The sequence below is a fragment of the Rhizobiaceae bacterium genome, from assembly GCA_023953835.1.
GTDB lineage: Bacteria > Pseudomonadota > Alphaproteobacteria > Rhizobiales > Rhizobiaceae > Mesorhizobium_G.
Window position 1 is genome coordinate 3259156 of the sequence record JAMLJB010000001.1, and the last position, 17062, is coordinate 3276217.

14 protein-coding genes are annotated in these 17062 nt (G+C 61.7%); 2 read left to right on the forward strand and 12 right to left on the reverse strand.

What is annotated here, in order from left to right; genetic code table 11:
• Position 1: 1 nt before the first annotated feature.
• The 9 genes from M9924_15275 to M9924_15315 form a co-directional block, all read right to left on the reverse strand.
• Positions 2-2422: an aerobic carbon-monoxide dehydrogenase large subunit gene (locus tag M9924_15275; GenBank protein MCO5065758.1), complete on the reverse strand. Its 2421-nt coding sequence runs from the start codon at positions 2420-2422 to the stop codon at positions 2-4.
• Positions 2419-2928 carry a (2Fe-2S)-binding protein gene (locus tag M9924_15280; GenBank protein ID MCO5065759.1) on the reverse strand — a complete coding sequence of 170 codons (510 nt, stop codon included), beginning with the start codon at positions 2926-2928 and terminating at the stop codon, positions 2419-2421. The genes M9924_15275 and M9924_15280 overlap by 4 nt, the downstream gene beginning before the upstream one ends.
• A gap of 12 nt (positions 2929-2940) precedes the next feature.
• A complete protein-coding gene (locus M9924_15285) occupies positions 2941-3804 on the reverse strand; it encodes a xanthine dehydrogenase family protein subunit M (protein ID MCO5065760.1) in 864 nt (287 codons plus the stop codon).
• A 162-nt stretch (positions 3805-3966) separates the two neighbouring features.
• On the reverse strand, positions 3967-5193 hold the full coding sequence (locus M9924_15290) for a LytTR family transcriptional regulator DNA-binding domain-containing protein (protein ID MCO5065761.1): 1227 nt from the start codon (positions 5191-5193) through the stop codon (positions 3967-3969).
• A 121-nt stretch (positions 5194-5314) separates the two neighbouring features.
• Positions 5315-6391, reverse strand: coding sequence for a patatin-like phospholipase family protein (locus M9924_15295; protein ID MCO5065762.1), 1077 nt, complete (start codon positions 6389-6391; stop codon positions 5315-5317).
• A gap of 85 nt (positions 6392-6476) precedes the next feature.
• Positions 6477-7733 carry an O-antigen ligase family protein gene (locus tag M9924_15300; GenBank protein ID MCO5065763.1) on the reverse strand — a complete coding sequence of 419 codons (1257 nt, stop codon included), beginning with the start codon at positions 7731-7733 and terminating at the stop codon, positions 6477-6479.
• Positions 7730-9235 (reverse strand): undecaprenyl-phosphate glucose phosphotransferase, encoded by a 1506-nt coding sequence (locus M9924_15305; GenBank protein ID MCO5065764.1) that lies wholly within the window; start codon positions 9233-9235, stop codon positions 7730-7732. The genes M9924_15300 and M9924_15305 overlap by 4 nt, the downstream gene beginning before the upstream one ends.
• 119 nt (positions 9236-9354) lie before the next feature.
• Entirely contained in the window at positions 9355-10482 is a 1128-nt protein-coding gene (locus M9924_15310) for a glycosyltransferase family 4 protein (GenBank protein MCO5065765.1), read from the reverse strand.
• Positions 10482-11048, reverse strand: a complete 567-nt coding sequence (locus M9924_15315; protein MCO5065766.1) for a polysaccharide export protein — start codon at positions 11046-11048, stop codon at positions 10482-10484. The genes M9924_15310 and M9924_15315 overlap by 1 nt, the downstream gene beginning before the upstream one ends.
• Positions 11049-11238: 190 nt before the next feature.
• Here M9924_15315 and M9924_15320 point away from each other — a divergent pair, with 190 nt between their 5' ends.
• Positions 11239-13368: a Wzz/FepE/Etk N-terminal domain-containing protein gene (locus M9924_15320; protein ID MCO5065767.1), complete on the forward strand. Its 2130-nt coding sequence runs from the start codon at positions 11239-11241 to the stop codon at positions 13366-13368.
• A 12-nt stretch (positions 13369-13380) separates the two neighbouring features.
• On the opposite strand, the gene M9924_15325 is transcribed toward M9924_15320, so the two are convergent.
• A complete protein-coding gene (locus tag M9924_15325; protein ID MCO5065768.1) occupies positions 13381-14586 on the reverse strand; it encodes a GNAT family N-acetyltransferase in 1206 nt (401 codons plus the stop codon).
• 117 nt (positions 14587-14703) lie between these two features.
• Positions 14704-14913 (reverse strand): DUF2842 domain-containing protein, encoded by a 210-nt coding sequence (locus tag M9924_15330; GenBank protein ID MCO5065769.1) that lies wholly within the window; start codon positions 14911-14913, stop codon positions 14704-14706.
• Positions 14914-15024: 111 nt separating this feature from the next.
• Here M9924_15330 and M9924_15335 point away from each other — a divergent pair, with 111 nt between their 5' ends.
• Complete coding sequence (locus M9924_15335; protein ID MCO5065770.1) at positions 15025-16116, forward strand: COX15/CtaA family protein; 1092 nt, start codon at positions 15025-15027, stop codon at positions 16114-16116.
• Here the strand turns inward: M9924_15335 and argC are convergent.
• A complete protein-coding gene (gene argC, locus M9924_15340; GenBank protein MCO5065771.1) occupies positions 16099-17037 on the reverse strand; it encodes an N-acetyl-gamma-glutamyl-phosphate reductase in 939 nt (312 codons plus the stop codon). The genes M9924_15335 and argC overlap by 18 nt on opposite strands.
• Positions 17038-17062 lie beyond the last annotated feature (25 nt).

Consider the following 17062-nt stretch of genomic DNA (forward strand, 5'->3'; position numbering starts at 1 on the left):
GCTACCCCACCGCGCCCAGTTCCTTCGCGGCTTTCCAGTTGCGCCAGAAGTCGTGCGGCATCTGGATATGCGTCGCGCCGAGGAACGCGAAGGCGTCATTCACCGCGTTGGAGAAGCACGGCACGCCGCCAACATTCGGGCTCTCGCCCACGCCCTTCGCGCCGATGGGGTGGTGCGGCGAGGGCGTGACGGTGAAGTCCGTCTCCCACTTCGGTGCTTCCACTGCGGTCGGCAGGAAGAAGTCCATAAACGAGCCGGTGGTGACGTTGCCGCTGTCGTCGTATTTGATCTCCTGACCCATCGCAATGGCGAAGGCTTCCGTCAGGCCGCCGTGCACCTGGCCCTCGATGATCATGGGGTTGATGCGCGTGCCACAATCGTCGAGCGCATAGAAGCGGCGGACCTTGTAGACGCCCGTATCGACATCGATGTCCATGACGCAGATATAAGCGCCAAAGGGATAGGTCATGTTGGGTGGATCGTAGTAACTCACGGCTTCGAGGCCGGGCTCCATGCCGGGCGGCGGGGAATTGTAGGCGATCCAGCAAATGTCCTTCATGCCGAGGAATTTCTCCGGCAGGCCCTTCACGCGAAATCCGTCGATGTCCCATTCGAGGTCGTCCTCGTGAACCTCCAGCTTGTAGGAGGCGATCATCTGGGCCTTTGCCTTGATCTTGCGCGCGGCCATGGCAATGGCCGCTCCCGCAACCGGGGTGGAACGCGAGCCGTAGGTGCCGAGACCGTAAGGCGCGGTGTCGGTGTTTCCCTCCTCGACCATGATGTCGTCGGCGGGAATGCCGATCTCGGTGGCGATGATCTGCGCCCAGGTCGTTTCGTGGCCCTGGCCCTGCGATTTCGTGCCCATGCGCGCGATGCCCGCGCCGGTCGGATGCAGGCGGATTTCGCAGCTATCGAACATCGCGATGCCGAGAATGTCGCAATTCTTCGACGGACCTGCGCCGACGATTTCCGTGAAGAAGGAAATGCCGATGCCCATGATCTCGCGTGTCTCGCCGCGCTTGAACGCCGCGCGCTTCTCGGCCTGCTCCTTGCGCAGTTCCGCATACTGGACCGTCTCCATCGCCTTCTTCATGGCGGTGTGATAGTCGCCGGAGTCATATTCCCAGCCGAGCGCCGAATTGTACGGAAACTGCTCCGGCCTGATGAAGTTCTTCAGCCGCAGTTCCGCCGGGTCCATGTTGAGCTTCTGCGCGAGAATATCCATCGCCCGCTCGATGCAATAGGCGGCCTCCGTAACGCGGAATGAGCAGCGATAGGCGACGCCGCCCGGAGCCTTGTTGGTGTAGACGCCGTCGACGGCCAGATGCGCGACGGGAAAGTCGTAGGAGCCGGTGACGATGTTAAAGAAGCCCGCCGGCCATTTGGACGGGTCTGCGCAGGCGTCGAATGCGCCATGGTCGGCCAGCACGTGAACGCGCAGGCCCGTGACCTTGCCTTCCTTCGTCGCGGCGATTTCGGTGGTCATGTGATAGTCGCGGGCAAAGGAGGTGGCGGTCAGGTTCTCGATCCTGTCCTCCACCCATTTGACCGGCTTGCCGGTGACGATGGAAGCGACCGCCGCGCAGATATAGCCGGGATAGGCACCGACCTTGTTGCCGAAACCGCCGCCGATGTCCGGCGCGATGACATGGATCTTCTGTTCGGGGATCTTGGCGATCAGCGACACCACGGTGCGGATGACATGCGGAGCCTGAAATGTTCCGTAGATTGTCAGTTCGCCCTTCACCTTGTCGAAGGAGCACAGGCACTGACAGGTTTCGAGCGGTGACGGATGCGTGCGGTGGTAGGAGATCATCTCCTTGATCGTCACGTCCGCCTTGCGGAACGCGGCGTCGGTCAGGTCCTTGTCGCCGACAGCCCACTCGAAAATGTGGTTGTGGTGCTTGCGCGGACCATGTGCGCCGTCCTTCTTGTCCTTGATGTCCTCGCGCAGCACAGGCGCGTCGGCATCCATGGCGTGGAATGGATCGACCAGGGTGGGCAGTTCCTCATACTCGACCTCGACGGCGGCCACACCGTCATCCGCCGCATAGCGGTCGGTCGCGACAACGAAGGCGACTTCCTGGTTCTGGAACAGCACCTTGCCGTCGGCCAGCACCATCTGCACATCGCCGGCCAGCGTCGGCATCCAGGCGAGATTGACGGTCTTGAGCGTCTCGGCGGTGATGACGGCGAGCACGCCCGGCACTTTCAGCGCCTTTTCGGTGTCGATGGATTTGACGCGCGCATGCGCATGCGGTGAGCGGACGAAATCGCCGTGCAGCATGCCGGGCAGCTTGATATCGTCGACATACTGGCCCTTGCCCTGCGTGAAGCGGATGTCCTCGACCCGCTTTCTCTTGCAGCCCATGCCTTCCAGCTTTGCCTCGCGTTGCTCGCGCGTGAGAGACATGTCGTTCATTCCGCGGCCTCCTTGAATTCGGTGCCGTTGATCTTGGCGGCGGCATATTGAATGGCGCGCACGATGTTCTGATAGCCGGTGCAGCGGCAGAGGTTTCCTGCTATGCCGAAGCGGATTTCCTCTTCGGTGGGGTCGGGGTTTTCCTGAAGCAGCCGGTGCGCGCGCGTGATCATGCCGGGCGTGCAGAACCCGCATTGCAAGCCGTGCATCATGCGAAAGCCTTCCTGAAGCGCGGAGAGCGTGCCGTCAGGATTGGCCATGCCTTCAATCGTGGTGATCTCGGCACCCTCGGCCTGCACGGCGAACAGCGTGCAACTCTTCACTGACATGCCGTCCATGTCGATTGTGCACGCGCCGCAATGGGTGGTTTCGCACCCGATATGCGGTCCGGTCAGTTGCAGGTTTTCGCGGATGAAGTGGATAAGCAGCGTGCGCGGCTCAACCAGCCCTTCGACCGGCTGGCCATTCACCGTCATGCTGACCTGGGTTTTCTTTGCCTGGGCCATTCTGTGTCCTCCTCAGGCGATGCGTTCAGCGGCGCGTTTGAGCGCTCGTTCGACCATGATTCCGCCGACATGCCTTCGGTATTCGGGCGGCCCGCGTCCGTCGCCCGCCGGGTCCATGATCGCGATTGCAGCGGCGGCTGCCTTCTTGAGCGCCGCATCGTCCAGCGCTGTCCCGATGACCGCCTGTGCAGCTTCTTCGGCAACCAACGGCGTTTCCGAAAGGTTAGTCAGGCCGATTTCGCATGTCTTTACCCTGCCACCCTCCATGGTGAGGATGACGGCGGCGGCGGCGGTCGCGTAGTCGCCGATCTTGCGCTTCAGCTTTTCGTAGGCATAGCCGTGACCCTTGGGCGGCACGGGGACGGAGATCGAAGTCAGGATTTCTCCCGGCTCAAGCGAGGTGAAATAGGCGCCCTGATAGAAGTCGCGCGCGGCGACCGTGCGGCTGCCGTCAGGTCCCTGCAACTCGTAGTCGGCCCCGAGCGTCATCATCAGTGCGGGCATGTCGTTGCCGGGGTCGCCATTGGCGACATTGCCGCCGACTGTGCCGCGATAGCGCACCTGCGGATCGGCGATCAGCAGGGCCGTCTCGTGAAGGATCGGCAGGGAGGATGCGATCAGCTCCGAGGCAAGCAATTCGTGCTGGGTCGTCATGGCGCGAATGACGATCCTGTCGTCGACTCGCGATACGCCCTTCAACTCTCCGATGCCTTGCAGGTCGATCAGGTGCTCGGGCGTGGCGAGCCGCAGCTTCATCATGGGAATAAGGCTGTGACCACCCGCAAGAGGCCGCGCCTCCTCGCCGAGTTCGGCAAGCAGCTTGACGGCATCGGCGACGGAATCCGGCCGATGATAGGTAAAGGGTCCAGGGATCATGTCTCCTCCACATCCTTGGGCTTGCCGACAATTGTCAGGCGAAGCATCCGAACCATGGCGGGAGGCTGGTCCGACAACGTTTCCGCATCAAGGCGGGGCCGGAAAACCGCTCACGAAACAGCGCAATTCGCACGAAACGCCACGATCGGCGCACGAAATGCGTCAGGTTGACTGACCTTCCTTCGGCTGTGATGCGTCGGGGACGTGCCGCCTGAGAAGCCCGAGCCGCGCCCGGAGTTCCGTGATCCGCGCCCGGCTGACCGGAACAAGATGCGGAACAGGCCCATCCAGTTCGACCACTGCGCCGTCGCCTTCCTTGCGCATCAGGCGCACATGGGGGATCGCCACGATGTGGCTGCGATGCACCCGGAAGAAGCCTGCGGGGTCGAGTTGCGCTTCTGCTTCGGAGATGGACCACGGGCACATGCGCTCGCGATTGCCATCATGGACGAGCGTGTAATGCGCATCCGCGCGAATGCCACGGATTTCGGACGTGTCGATGAAATGGGTTCCGTCCGCGCCTTCGACGGGCACACGGGCGACCGCCGGTCGGCGCGGCTGTCCAAGCCCGCGCAGGGGCAAGGGCCGGTTGATGGGAATTGCCGATCCGTTGATGTCCGCACCGGGCGAGGCGAAGGCAAGGTCCGTGTCGGGGCCGGGATCGGGGGCATTGACCGCGACGCGTGGGCGGGGGTCTGGAACGAGGAAGAGCAGGAACCCGCCGACGATGATGAAACACAGCAACGAGACAATCAGCGCCAGAATTTGCGGCGAGGCGACCAGTCCGTCCGGGCCTTCCTGCGGACCCGGCACAAAGCGCATGCCGTACATCGCGGTGTAGTGCATTCCCGAAACGGCAATGCCAAAAGCAATGGCGCTCAGCGCCAGCCGCAGCCCACCTTGCCGGGCGAGATAGATGCGCAAGCCGCCATAACCTGCGCCCACCGCGATCAGGATTGCCATCAGCACCATGGCGTGCTGGTGCTCGACCCGAAAATTGCCCGCCAGGCCATGAATGCCGACATAGTGCATCGATACGATCCCGGCTCCGAGCAGCAGCGCGGACGCGGTGACGCGCTCGTCGGACGGTTCGCCGATGGAGACGAAGAACAGCGAGACGCCGACCACCAGCGCGCAGATCAGGAAGGAGACGATGGTGGGAAGCACCAGATAGGTGGCATCAGGCGGGAGCGGCGCGGCCAGCATCCCGATGAAGTGCATGGTCCAGATTCCAACGGCCAGGAACAGGGCAGCCATCGCCAGCAGCAGGCGGCGGCTTGCGCCGGGCGTGCCACGAACGCGGGCTGCCAGCCCGAACCCTGTATATCCTCCCAGGATCGCGATCACCACCGAGAGCGCGACCAGATAGGGATTGTGCCCTATGAACATCCCGGTACCGCCGGCGAGACATCCACCTGTCCGCTCGGCTTCTCCCTGCCGGAAGTTTACATTCGAAGTGACGATTTGCAATCTTTTCGGGCACGCATTTGCGTGCCCGGAATTGTGTTGCCTAGACGCCTTCCAGCAAAACGCTCAGATCGACCGAGGACTTGATGCCGATATTCGGACCTTCGGCTTCAAGAAAGCGTTCTGCAGATTTTCGTCCCTCATCGAAGAGCATATGCAGAAATGCCCGCTCCGCATTGAGCTTTGTGGAATAATCCAGCGAAGTCATGATGTCATTGCGAACCAGATGTATCCGCTTTGCTGCCCATCTCGCGCCTTCGCTGTTGCCTGGATCGACGACCTGGCGAAGGAGTGCCATCATCCTTAGTTCCTTCAAGGTTGTCGCATTGAAGGAAACTTCATTCAATCGATTAAGGATTTCGGCTGCCGAACGTGGTGTGCCTGGTCTTTCAATGGGATTGATAGGGATCAAGATCGTATCGTTCGATTCCAGATCGCGGACCAACGGCGTCAAGGTTGGATTGCCCGTGTAACCGCCGTCCCAATAGCTTTCGCCGTCTATCTCAACCGCCTGAAAGAGTGTGGGCAAGCAAGCGGAAGCGAGCAGGACTTCCGGAGTGATTTCGGGGTTACTGAACACCCGTCCCCGTCCGGTATGCACGTTTGTTGCAGTGACAAATACCTTTATCGGCGAATTCCTGAGCCTTTCGAAATCAATCGTTCTGGCAAGGACAGGAACGAGTGGATGCAGGTTTGCTGGATTGAGGTCGTAGGGCGAAAAAAGTCTCGACATCATATCCACCGTGAGAAACAGGGGCGAATGGTCAAGCGACCATCTTTCCAGCATGATATCTGTTGGTCCACGTTGGAACGGGCTGAAACGCGCTGCGTCTGCGACGGATTCCCAATATCTGGAAAGTGCGGATCGCGCGCCTTCCCGGCCGCCGGCAGCATATCCGTCCGCCAGTACGGCGGCGTTCATCGCACCCGCTGACGTCCCGGAAACCCCCGAAATGTCCATCCAGTCCTCTTCAAGGAACCGGTCAAGCACACCCCACGTGAAGGCACCGTGGGAGCCGCCGCCCTGCAAGGCGAGGTCGACCAGAACAGGGTCGCGCTTTGCATCGGCCGCACCGGCCGATTTGGACGGTCCGCTTGCTGTAGCTTCACTCTCGGGCATGGGCCAATATCCTGAATATCGGCTTCACGCTAAAGGGTTTCTTTTTGCACTGCAACATACGATATGGATCGGTCGGCAGGCGCGATTATCGACCAGCCAAGCTTGACCTTGAGGCGAGATGGGCGATCGCCGTGCGACGGATGTCCTTCGCTTCGATGGCCATTGCAGCCCAGACAAGGCCGACCAGCACGTAGAAATGTCGCCAGTGGTCGGTGTCGATGATGGTGCCCAGAAGCACGTGTCCGAAGAGAGTCACATAGGCGCATATGAAATAGGGTTGCCATGGCCGCTGGCGGAAAAGAAGCGTCGCGCCGCCCGCAAGGGTCAGCACAATCAGCATCACATAGCTCGCAAAGCCGATCCAGCCATAGTCAAGCAGCGCCTTGAGCCAGATGTTGTGCGTGTCCTCGCCAAGCACCTTGCCGAACACGAGCGGGCCGATGCCGAATGGATTCTGCATCGCCATATCGAAGCCGAAGCTGTAGCGGCCGAAGCGTCCAAAACGCCCGGAGTCGTAGTCCTGCGCCAAATGTGCACGCGCGCTGAACAATTCGCCGACGCCGGGGAGTTGAAGGATGGCGAGCAGGGCGAGCGCTGCTCCCGCCACCGCGAGTATGCAGAGAATTGCGATGCGCAGCTTTGTCGCGCCGCGCGTGCGCTGTCCAAGCATGATGATCGTCAGCAGCAGCGCGGAGAGAAGGAAAAGGCCCCACGCGCCTCGCGAGAAGGACAGGAATATTCCAGCGAGCAGCACGAGGAACATTGGAAAGTAGACGACGAACCGCGTCATCGGCGCGGTGTAGAGCCGGTAGAGCAGCAATGTCGCGGGTGCCACGAGAAACGGGCCGAAGACGTTCGGGTCCTGGAATGCGCCGCTGGCGCGCCCGTAACGCGTGAAAATCTCGCCGCCGGGAAGCAGGCCGAAATAGCCGACGATGGCGAGGAAGGCAGTCAGCAGAGCTGCCGTGATCCATGCCTGAAAGACGGTGGCGTAGAGATTGGGCTGCCGCTCGATGGCTGCGGCGAAAAAGACGGATGTCAGGCCGAGAAACAGCGAAACGGCGATGTAGAGGGGCGCGTCGTCGGGATGCGCCATTTGGAGGATCGCGAGCGCGCCGCCGATATTGAATACCGTGACGAAACAGAGCAGCACCGCAACCGTCCGCGAAATGGCCAGCCCGAATGCAAACCAGACGGCCATAAGGGTTGCCATGTAGATTTCATAGGGCGCAGGTTCGTCGAGCACGAAGCCCGACAGCCCCACCCCGAGAAAGATCGAGGCGGCGGCTGCGAGCGCGATCAGTTTTCCATGATGCGCCTGCGTCGAAACACCGGCGGTCAATACGCGTTCTCCGTATTGAACAGGCTGAAGGGCGTCAGCAGCAGGATTTTCAGGTCGAACCAGATCGACCAGTTCTCGATATAATAGAGGTCGTGCTCAGTGCGCTGGCGGATCTTGTCCACCGTGTCCGTTTCGCCACGCCAGCCATTGATCTGCGCCCAGCCCGTGACGCCCGGCTTCACGCGATGGCGCGCGAAATAACCTTCAACGACTTCGTGATAGAGCATGTCGCGGGCGACGGCTGACATGACGTGCGGACGCGGCCCGACAAGTGAAAGATTTCCCCGCAGGACGTTGAAAAGCTGCGGCAATTCATCGATCGAGGTCTTGCGGATGATGCGCCCGACACGCGTGACGCGCGGGTCCTGCCGCCGAACCGCGTTGCGCCCGCTTGGGTCCAGCCGGTCGGTATACATCGAGCGGAACTTGTAGACGTCGATAATCTCGTTATTGAATCCGTGCCGCTTCTGGCGAAAGAATACCGGCCCCTTGCTGTCGAGCTTGATGGCGAGCGCCGTCACCAGCATGACCGGCGCAACCAGCACCAGCGCGAGCAGGCCGAAGGCGATGTCGAAGCAGCGCTTGGCGACCGAATCCCAGTTGCTGATGGGTCGGTCGTACACGTCGAGCATCGGCACGTTTCCGATGTAGGAATAGGTGCGCGGACGGAAACTGAGGTCGCTGGCGTGAGCGGAAAGCCGGATGTCGACCGGCAATACCCAGAGGTCCTTGAGCAGCGATTTCACGCGATTCTCGGCCGTGAGTGGCAGCGACACGATCAGCATGTCGATGCGCGCGATGCGCCCGAACTCGATCAATTCGGAAATCGTGCCAAGCTTGGGATGACCCGCCACGAGCGAGGGCGAGCGCTTGTCGTCCCGGTCGTCGAAGATTCCGCAAATGCGGATATCGTTGGCCGGCTGCTGTTCCAGCGCGCGGATCAGGCCCTCGGCGCGCTTGCCGCCGCCCACGATGATCGCTCGACGTTCCATGCGCCCGTTGCGGACCCAACGCCGCGCAAGACGCGCCACGACATAGCGGACTGCGATGATGGCGACGAAGCCGAGGAAGAACCACGACACATACCAGACCCGCGAGAATTCGTTCGACATGCGTGTGAAGAAGGCCGCCGTCGCCATGAGCGCGAAGGTGGCGCTCCAGACAATCAGCACGGGGCGCAATGCCCGTCTTGAACTCAGCAGCGTCGGAACCTCGTAGGCTTCCGCGAAATCCAGCATCAGCACGGCGAACACCGCCGCCGCAGTCGATACGCCGAGATAGTTCCAGACCAGCGCCGGTTCGTGGCCGACATAGGCGACGTAGAGGAGAAAACCCATCACGGCGAGCAGCGCGGTTTCCGCAAGCTGCATGATTCCGCCCAGCATCACCGGCGAGAACTTGTCTCGTCGGTAAAGTTGCGCGACCTGTTTCGCGACGGGGTTCAGGACTGTTTCAGTTGCCGGTTCCTTCGCCACAAGGGCGAGTCCGACCGCGCCGCTCATTCTCATTTCAATGCAATTCCGCACAATGCAAGGTTGTTGCACCATGCGGCATTGCACCTATAGCGACAAGTTCAGTATTGGGAGAGGGTGGACATTATATAGTATTATATGGAGCCGGCTTACCGCTTTTGGGTGTATGCCGTCATGATCGTTCGGGCCATGCTGCCGAGGCTGAAGCGCTGCTTCAACTCCGCTTCGTCCGGCATCGCATTTGCAAGCAGGTCCGGGTCGTTTGCGAACGCCACCAGACGTTGTGAAAGGCTGTCCGAGTCGGGGTCTACAAGGGCAGGGCAGTCCGCGCCCATGATTTCAGGAATACCGCCGACCTTCGTTGCGATGACCGGCCTGCCTGCGGCCAGCGCCTCCAGCACGATGTAGGGGAAGGATTCGGCGCGGGAGGGAATGACCACAGTGCGCGCAAGCGCGAATGCGGCGCGCGCAGGCATTGCGGGACGAAACTCGATCTGGCCGCCGAGGCCCCGCGCCTCGACGAGCGCCTTGCAGGTAGCCTCCCACTCGCCGTCGCCGACAATCACGGCGGTGAGCTTTCGCTCGAGCGAGCGCTGCGCCGAGGCGATTGCCTCGATGAAGAGGTCGGGGCCTTTCAACTGGCGAAGCGTGCCGATGAAGAGGAGGTCGCTGGCTTCCCGTACGGGCTCGACGGGGATGAACTCCTCGTCACGCAAGCCATTATACGCGATGCAGCTTGCTGTTCTTACCGGACCGACCTTCCTGACATAGGCGGCGCGCTCATAGTCGCAGACAAAGAAAAGGCCGTCCGTCATGCGTTCGAGCCAGCGCTCGACCGCGAAGAAGGATTTGCCCTTGAGGGACCGCTCGTCAAAGTGGAGGCTGCCGCCATGCGGCGAGTAATATCGCCCGACCGGCTTCGACCGCCTCAGCGCGGTTCCAAACAGGCGCGCATAGAGGCCGCCTTTCGCGCCATGCCCGTGCAGCACATCCGGCGCTAGCGCCTTTAGCACCCGGTGCGTCCTCAAGGCGGCGCCGAGGTCGCCAAGGCCGATCTGCCGCTGCATCGGGATGCGGGTGACGCCAAGCGCCAGGCGAGGCTCGACTTCGGCGAAAAGCTTCGCCTCATAGTCGCCGCCGGTCGTGGAGTCGCACACGAACCCCACCGCATGGCCGCTGGCCGTCTGCTCCTCCGCAAGGTCGCGAACATGACGGAAAACGCCGCCGACCGGGGCCCGGAAGCAGTGAACGATGCGAAGCCGCGTTTCCGGCTGCATCAGAACAGGCGTTCGCGAACGTAGATCGTGTCGCCCGGAAGGAGGGGATCGCTGATCGGAACCCGCCCGGTCATCACCTTGCCGTTGATGTCGCGCGTCACATCCACATCGGCCTGGCTGGCACGCGAGGAGAAGCCGCCCGCCGTGGCGATTGCCTTTTGAACCGTCAGCCCCGGAACATAGGCGTATTGCCCGGCAGCGCCGACTTCACCCATCACGAATATCGGGCGGTACTGGTCGACCTCGACTGAAACATCGGGGTCGCGCAGGTAGCCGTTGCGCAGCTTTTCGGCGAGAACCTTTTCAACCTGCTTGGTGGTCTGGCCGCGCGCCGGCACCGCACCGACGAGCGGGAAGGAGATATAGCCGGACTGGTCCACCGCATAGCTGTTGGTCAGGCTCGCCTGCTCGAAAACGGTCACACGCACGCGGTCGCCCGCGCCTAGCACATAGGGCTTGTCCAGCGAGGCATGAAACGCCGACGGGGCTGGCCGATAGCCGGAGCAGCCTGCGGCGAACGCCGCGCCCAGCAGCAGGCAGGACAATGCGATATGCAACTTTCTCAACGGAACGGACCCCTAGCAGCAGGTGCAGCGCCATGAGTCTTATCTAACTGTTAGGGTTAATGGTGCGTAAAAAAATCTTTCGCGATAAGCCCGAAGAGCGCGATTTCCTAACGGTTCTTTAATGGCGTGTTAACCCTCAACTTACCATGAATGTTCACCATACTTATGCCGAGTCTCGCGGGTGGGCGTAATGCCAGGGTTTCAGAACAGCGCGGATAGTACCGATATCGATCTGGGCAGGCTCTTCGCCAGCATCGGACGGCATTGGCTTCGCATCCTGTTGGGGTCGCTGCTGTTCGCGGCGGCGGCGTTCCTGTTCGTGTGGACCGCAACGCCTCAATATCGGGCGGAAACACGGCTGCTCATCGAATCGCGTGAGTCCGTCTTTACGCGACCGGAGGCTTCCGGGTCGAACGAGCAGCCATTGCTCGACGAGGAGGGTGTTACAAGCCAGGTCGAGGTGATCCTTTCGACCGACAATTTGCGGCGCGTCGCTGAAAAGCTCGATCTTGCTTCGGAACCGGAGTTCGGCGCGGACGATCCGAACAGGCTGACGCAGCTTCTCGTTCTGGCCGGGTTGGTGAGTGATCCCGCGCAGATGCCCGTCGATGAACGGGTCATGCGGAAGCTGCGTGAGAATTTGAGCGTCTACCGCGTTGAAAAATCACGCGTAATCGTCATCGAGTTCACCTCGAACACCCCCCGGCTGGCCGCCGCGGTGCCGAATGCGTTGGCGGACGAATTCGTCGCTGGTAGCCAGGCGGTAAAGCGCGATTCGAATGTGAGCGCGACCGATTGGCTGGCGCCGGAAATCGCGGACCTGACGCAGCGGGTCAAGGAAGCGGAAGCAAAGGTTGCAGAATATCGCGCACGGCACGGATTGATCGTCGGGGAGAACAACACCGTGCTTTCGACGCAGCAGCTTTCGGAACTGTCGAGTGAATTGTCGCGGGTGCGCGCCAATCGCGCGACTGCGGAGGCAAATCTTGACAGCGTGCGCAAGGCGCTGGACAGCGGATCGACATTGGATGCACTGCCGGAAGTGGTGGCCTCGCCGCTGATCCAGAGCCTGCGCGAGCGGCTGGCGCAGACGCGCGCCCAGATTGCCGATCTTTCAATCACGCTGCTGCCGAATCATCCGCGCATCCGGGCGCTTAACGCGCAATTGGCCAATCTGGAACGCCAGATCCGCGCTGAGGCGGGAAATGTGCTGAAGGGATTGACCAACACGGTCGAGACGGAGCGCGCGCGCGAGCAGCAATTGGTGGCCGATCTAAATCGCCTGAAGGCCGAGTCGGGACGGGCGGGCGAGCAGGAAGTGGACCTGCGTGCGCTGGAACGGGAGGCGGCGGCGCAGCGCGACCTGCTTCAATCCTATATGACGCGCTATCGAGAAGCCTCCTCCCGGCAGGATCGCAACTATGTGCCTGCGGATGCGCGCATCTTTTCGCGGGCGACCGAGCCTGCCGAACCCTACTATCCGCGCAAGCTGCCGATTATCGGCGCGGCGTTCGGGGCAGGGTTGCTGGTCATGTCCATCCTGACGCTTCTGGGTGAATTGTTTTCGGGCAGGGCAATGGTTCCGGCCGGCGGCGCGCGGCTTGAGCCTGTGAATGAAATTGAGACGCTGGAAGCGGCGAAGCCCGCCGCGCCGCTTGTTCTGCCGGTTGCGCAGGAAAAGCTTGTGCCACCGACGCCCGTTCTCGCTGACAAGTCGAAAGACCGTGAGATGGGGATTGCGGGCGTGGCTCGCCATCTCATCGAGCGCGGCTCGGGCAGGGCGCTTTTCATTTCACCTGAGGGCGATGAAGCTGCTGCTTCTTCGGTGATGGTGGCGCGCGAGATCGCGGACGCCGGGCTTCGGGTGCTGCTGATCGATCTGACGACGAACAGCGTCGCCGGAAAGCCGATGCTCGACGGTCGCCCCTTGCCGGGGATAACCGACCTGCTGGCGGGCGCGGCGCAATTCACCGATGTGATCCATGTCGATCTTTATTCCGACGCCCATGTCATTCCGTCGGGCACGTCGGAGCCGGAGCGCGCCATGCAGGGAATAGACCGGCTGCCGATGGTGCTGGATGCGCTCGATACGGCCTATTCAATCGTGATTGTCGAATGCGGTCCGGTGCGCGCGGAATCGATCCGCAGGCTGGCGGGCGCAGGCTGCGAACTGTTCGTAAGCGCGATCGACGTGCACGACAGTGCGGTGACCAGTGCGACCGAAGCTCTTGAGGTGCAGGGCTACAGGGATGTGACGCTGGTCACGCCGGTCGGGCACATTGCGCCGCCGCCACCCATGCCGGGCCTCGACGCCGCGTAGCGGGCAAAACAATCAGGCCTGTTGAACCTCGGTGCCCCGTATCATGCGGCGCAACCGCTTGGCCTGCTCCCAGACCTGGGGCTGTGATTTCAGCCAACGCTTTGCCGAAGAGCCCGCGCGCAATCCGGCGGCGGCGACACGGCCCTTGAGCGTCAGCGGCACAGTTACGTCGAAATGCTCGATTTCGATGTCGCACCACTGCCGCTTGTACGGTTCGTCCCCGACGCTGAAATCATACAGGCGATATCCGTCCATCGCGGCTTTGCGGATGATTTCGAAGAACAGGTAGGAGCCGGGGCTGTAGGAGCTGAGTTCGTCATTCGCAAAGGAGCAGAACTCACAGACCAGCCGCTCGCCGTCATGGCTGTGCCCCGAGACGGCACGCAATTTGCCGCCAATCTCCAGCCCTTCCAGGGTGAACAGCCGAACCTGGCCATTCAATGCATCGGCGAAGAGGTTGCGGAAGGCAGCGCGAACATGATGCGGGGCGAATGGATCGTCGATGCCCTGCGCGGCGAAGCGCTGCGCCTTCATGTCCAGAAATTCCGACCAAAGCCGGTCGATCTCGACGGGTGTTGTGGCGGTTATCATCCGGATCTCACCGGCCTCGCTGAATTTCTTGATCTGGCGACGGTACTTCTTGTACCTGCTGCTTCCGCCCGTTCGGGCAATGAGGCCGTCGAAGCCGCCCGTCAAATCGGCAGCAAGCGCGATGTTGGCGCTTTGCCGGTGCGGCATCGTGACAAGCGGATTGGGCTTGCCGGCACGCGACCGGCTCATGCGATCCAGACTGACAAGGTCGATGTCCGGGCGCTCGGCGGCGATGGCCTTGAAAAGCACGTCCAGCAATTCAGGCTCGATGCGGTCGATTGAACCGTAGGAGCAAAGCGGAAAGTTGCCGTTTGCGTGGCGATGGCCTGCAAAACGGGCGACAGTGAGGGAGCCTGTGCGAACGACTTCAAGCGCAAGTCCGAGCAGGCAGGCGCCGTCGGTCGAATGGATGCGGGCCACCAGAATGTCCGCGCCTGCATTCGCCCATGCCTGAACCCATTCGGGGCTTTGCGCCGGCGCGAAAATCGCCTGCATGCTCGCCCGCTCATAGGCCGCGAGGTCGTCGTCGATCCTGAATTCCCAGCGCGAGCCCGCCAGTTTATGCGTGTGACGCCGCATAATCCTGGGCTGGCTCAGTGCGTCTTCTCGAAAAGCAATATCCGCCATTGCATCATAGTCCGCCGTGCCCCGCCCGTCCTGTGGTGCGGCGCAAACCTATTCCTGAAATAATTCCCGAGGGTTTCAGTGAACGTTAAAATGCAAAAAAACCGGCTGGAGGGAATTTTATCCCTTCGGCGAAATCATCATCCATTTGATGAGCAGCATAGCCGGTAATATCCACAAAAGGCCCGACACGAGGAAAAAAAGGAAGTGCACAATCGGCCCTGAATCGCCGAGGCGCGCGACGGCAATGGCTGTTGCGAGCAGCGAATAGACAACAACCAGCGCGACAAGCAGCACGGTTCCGATCAGCTTTTTCAGGCGAATGGGCATGGCAAACCGGATAGCCTTTCCGAAGGGTCGCTGCAACAGCGACGCGACCGCATGTCGCGCGTCGCCGCTCGCCCTTGCAACGCATGGCGCGATGGTTCACCAACACAGCCCATGAGCACAACCGCCGTCCTTTCGCCCAGCAAACAGGCCACTGACACAATACAACGCAACCGAGCCTTGCTGCGCATCTGGCTCTATGTTGTCCTGCTGGCGCTGTTCGCACTGGTCCTCGTCGGAGGTGCGACGCGGCTGACGGATTCGGGGCTTTCCATTACCGAGTGGAAGCCGATCCATGGCGTCATTCCGCCGCTGAACGACGCGGAATGGCAGGAGGAATTTGCAAAATACCAGCAGATTCCGGAGTATCAGCAGATCAACAAAGGCATGGATCTTGCTGCTTTCAAACAGATTTTCTGGTGGGAGTGGGCGCACAGGCTTCTTGCGCGCAGCGTTGGAGTCATTTTTGGCGTGCCCTTGCTCTTGTTCTGGCTCGCGGGCCGGGTGGAACGCCAGTTGATGCCGAAGCTGCTCGGGATTCTTGCGCTTGGCGCGTTTCAGGGCGCGGTCGGCTGGTGGATGGTCGCGTCCGGGCTGGTGGAGCGTACGGATGTAAGCCAGTACAGGCTGGCCACTCACCTCACCATTGCCGCCGTGATCTTTGCCTCAACAATGGTGGTTGCAAGGGGCCTGCTGCCGTCGCAAGGCAAGGCCGCAAGCCGTTACATCCAGAATTTCGCGGGCATCCTGATGGTCGCGGTGCTCGTGCAGATTTATCTCGGCGGGCTGGTCGCGGGGCTCGATGCCGGATTGAGCTACAACACCTGGCCGTTGATGGATGGCCGTGTCGTGCCGGGAGATATGTTCGTCCTTGAACCGGCATGGCGAAATTTCTTCGAGAACCCGAAACTGGTGCAGTTCGTGCACCGCCTCGGCGCCTATACCGTTTTCGCTCTCGCTCTCTGGCACATGATTGCGGTGCGAAAGCGGGAGCCGGGAACGCCGCACGCGCGGCGCGCGCTGATCCTGTTTCACCTCGTGCTTTTGCAGGCAATCGTCGGGATCGTGACGCTCCTGACGCAGGTGCATCTGCACGTCGCCCTGACACATCAGGCGCTGGCTCTGATCGTGCTGGGCTATGCCGCCGCGCACTGGCGCGCGACGAAGGGCAGCTATCCGCTGCCGCGCCTAGTGGCTGCGTCCTAGCATAAGGTCCATGTTCTGGACGGCTGCGCCTGACGCGCCCTTGCCGAGATTGTCCAAAAGGGCAATCAGGTTTGCCTGCCCATTCCCCTCAGTGCCGAACACAAAGAGCTTCATGCGGTCCGTATCCGCGAGTTCCGTCGGGTCGAGCCGCGTGATTTTCGCGCTTTCGGCCAGCGATACGACCTCGACAATCGATTGCCCCGCATAGTGCCGCTCAAGCGCAGCGTGCAGGTCGGCAAGGGAAGGCGTGCCGTTCAAATCGCCTAGATAGAGCGGAAGCTGCACGATCATGCCCTGCGGAAAGCGGCCCACCGAGGGTGAAAAGATCGGGCGGCGGTCAAGCAGGCCATGCGTCTTCATCTCCGCGACATGCTTGTGCGTGAGCGGCAGCCCGTAAACGAAATAGGGCGCGGCGATGTGATCCGGGTTCGCCGGATCTTCCATCTGCGCGATCATCTGCTTGCCCCCTCCGGTGTAGCCGGAGACGGCGTTGATCGTGACCGGATAGTCGGCGGGCAGGATCCCGGCAGTCACCAGCGGGCGGACCAGGGAGATCGCGCCGGTCGGATAGCATCCGGGGTTGGCTACCAGCCGTGCGCCCGCTATGCGGTCGCGCTGAGCGGTCTCCATCTCGGCAAAGCCATATGTCCAGTCCGGGTGGACCCGATGGGCCGTGGAGGTGTCGATGATGCGGGTGGAGTTCCTGCCTTCCAGCATGGCGACGGCCTCGCGGGACGCGTCGTCGGGCAGGCAGAGGATGGCGATATCGGCCTCCGAAAGCATCGCCGCGCGAACGTCGAGGTTGCGGCGCTCCGCCTCCGGGATCGACAGAAGCGCAAGATCATCGCGGCGCGCCAGCCTCGAACGGATCTGCAATCCGGTCGTGCCGTGTTCGCCGTCGATAAAGACCTTAGGTTTCATGTCGATTTCACTCCTGAAGGCCGGC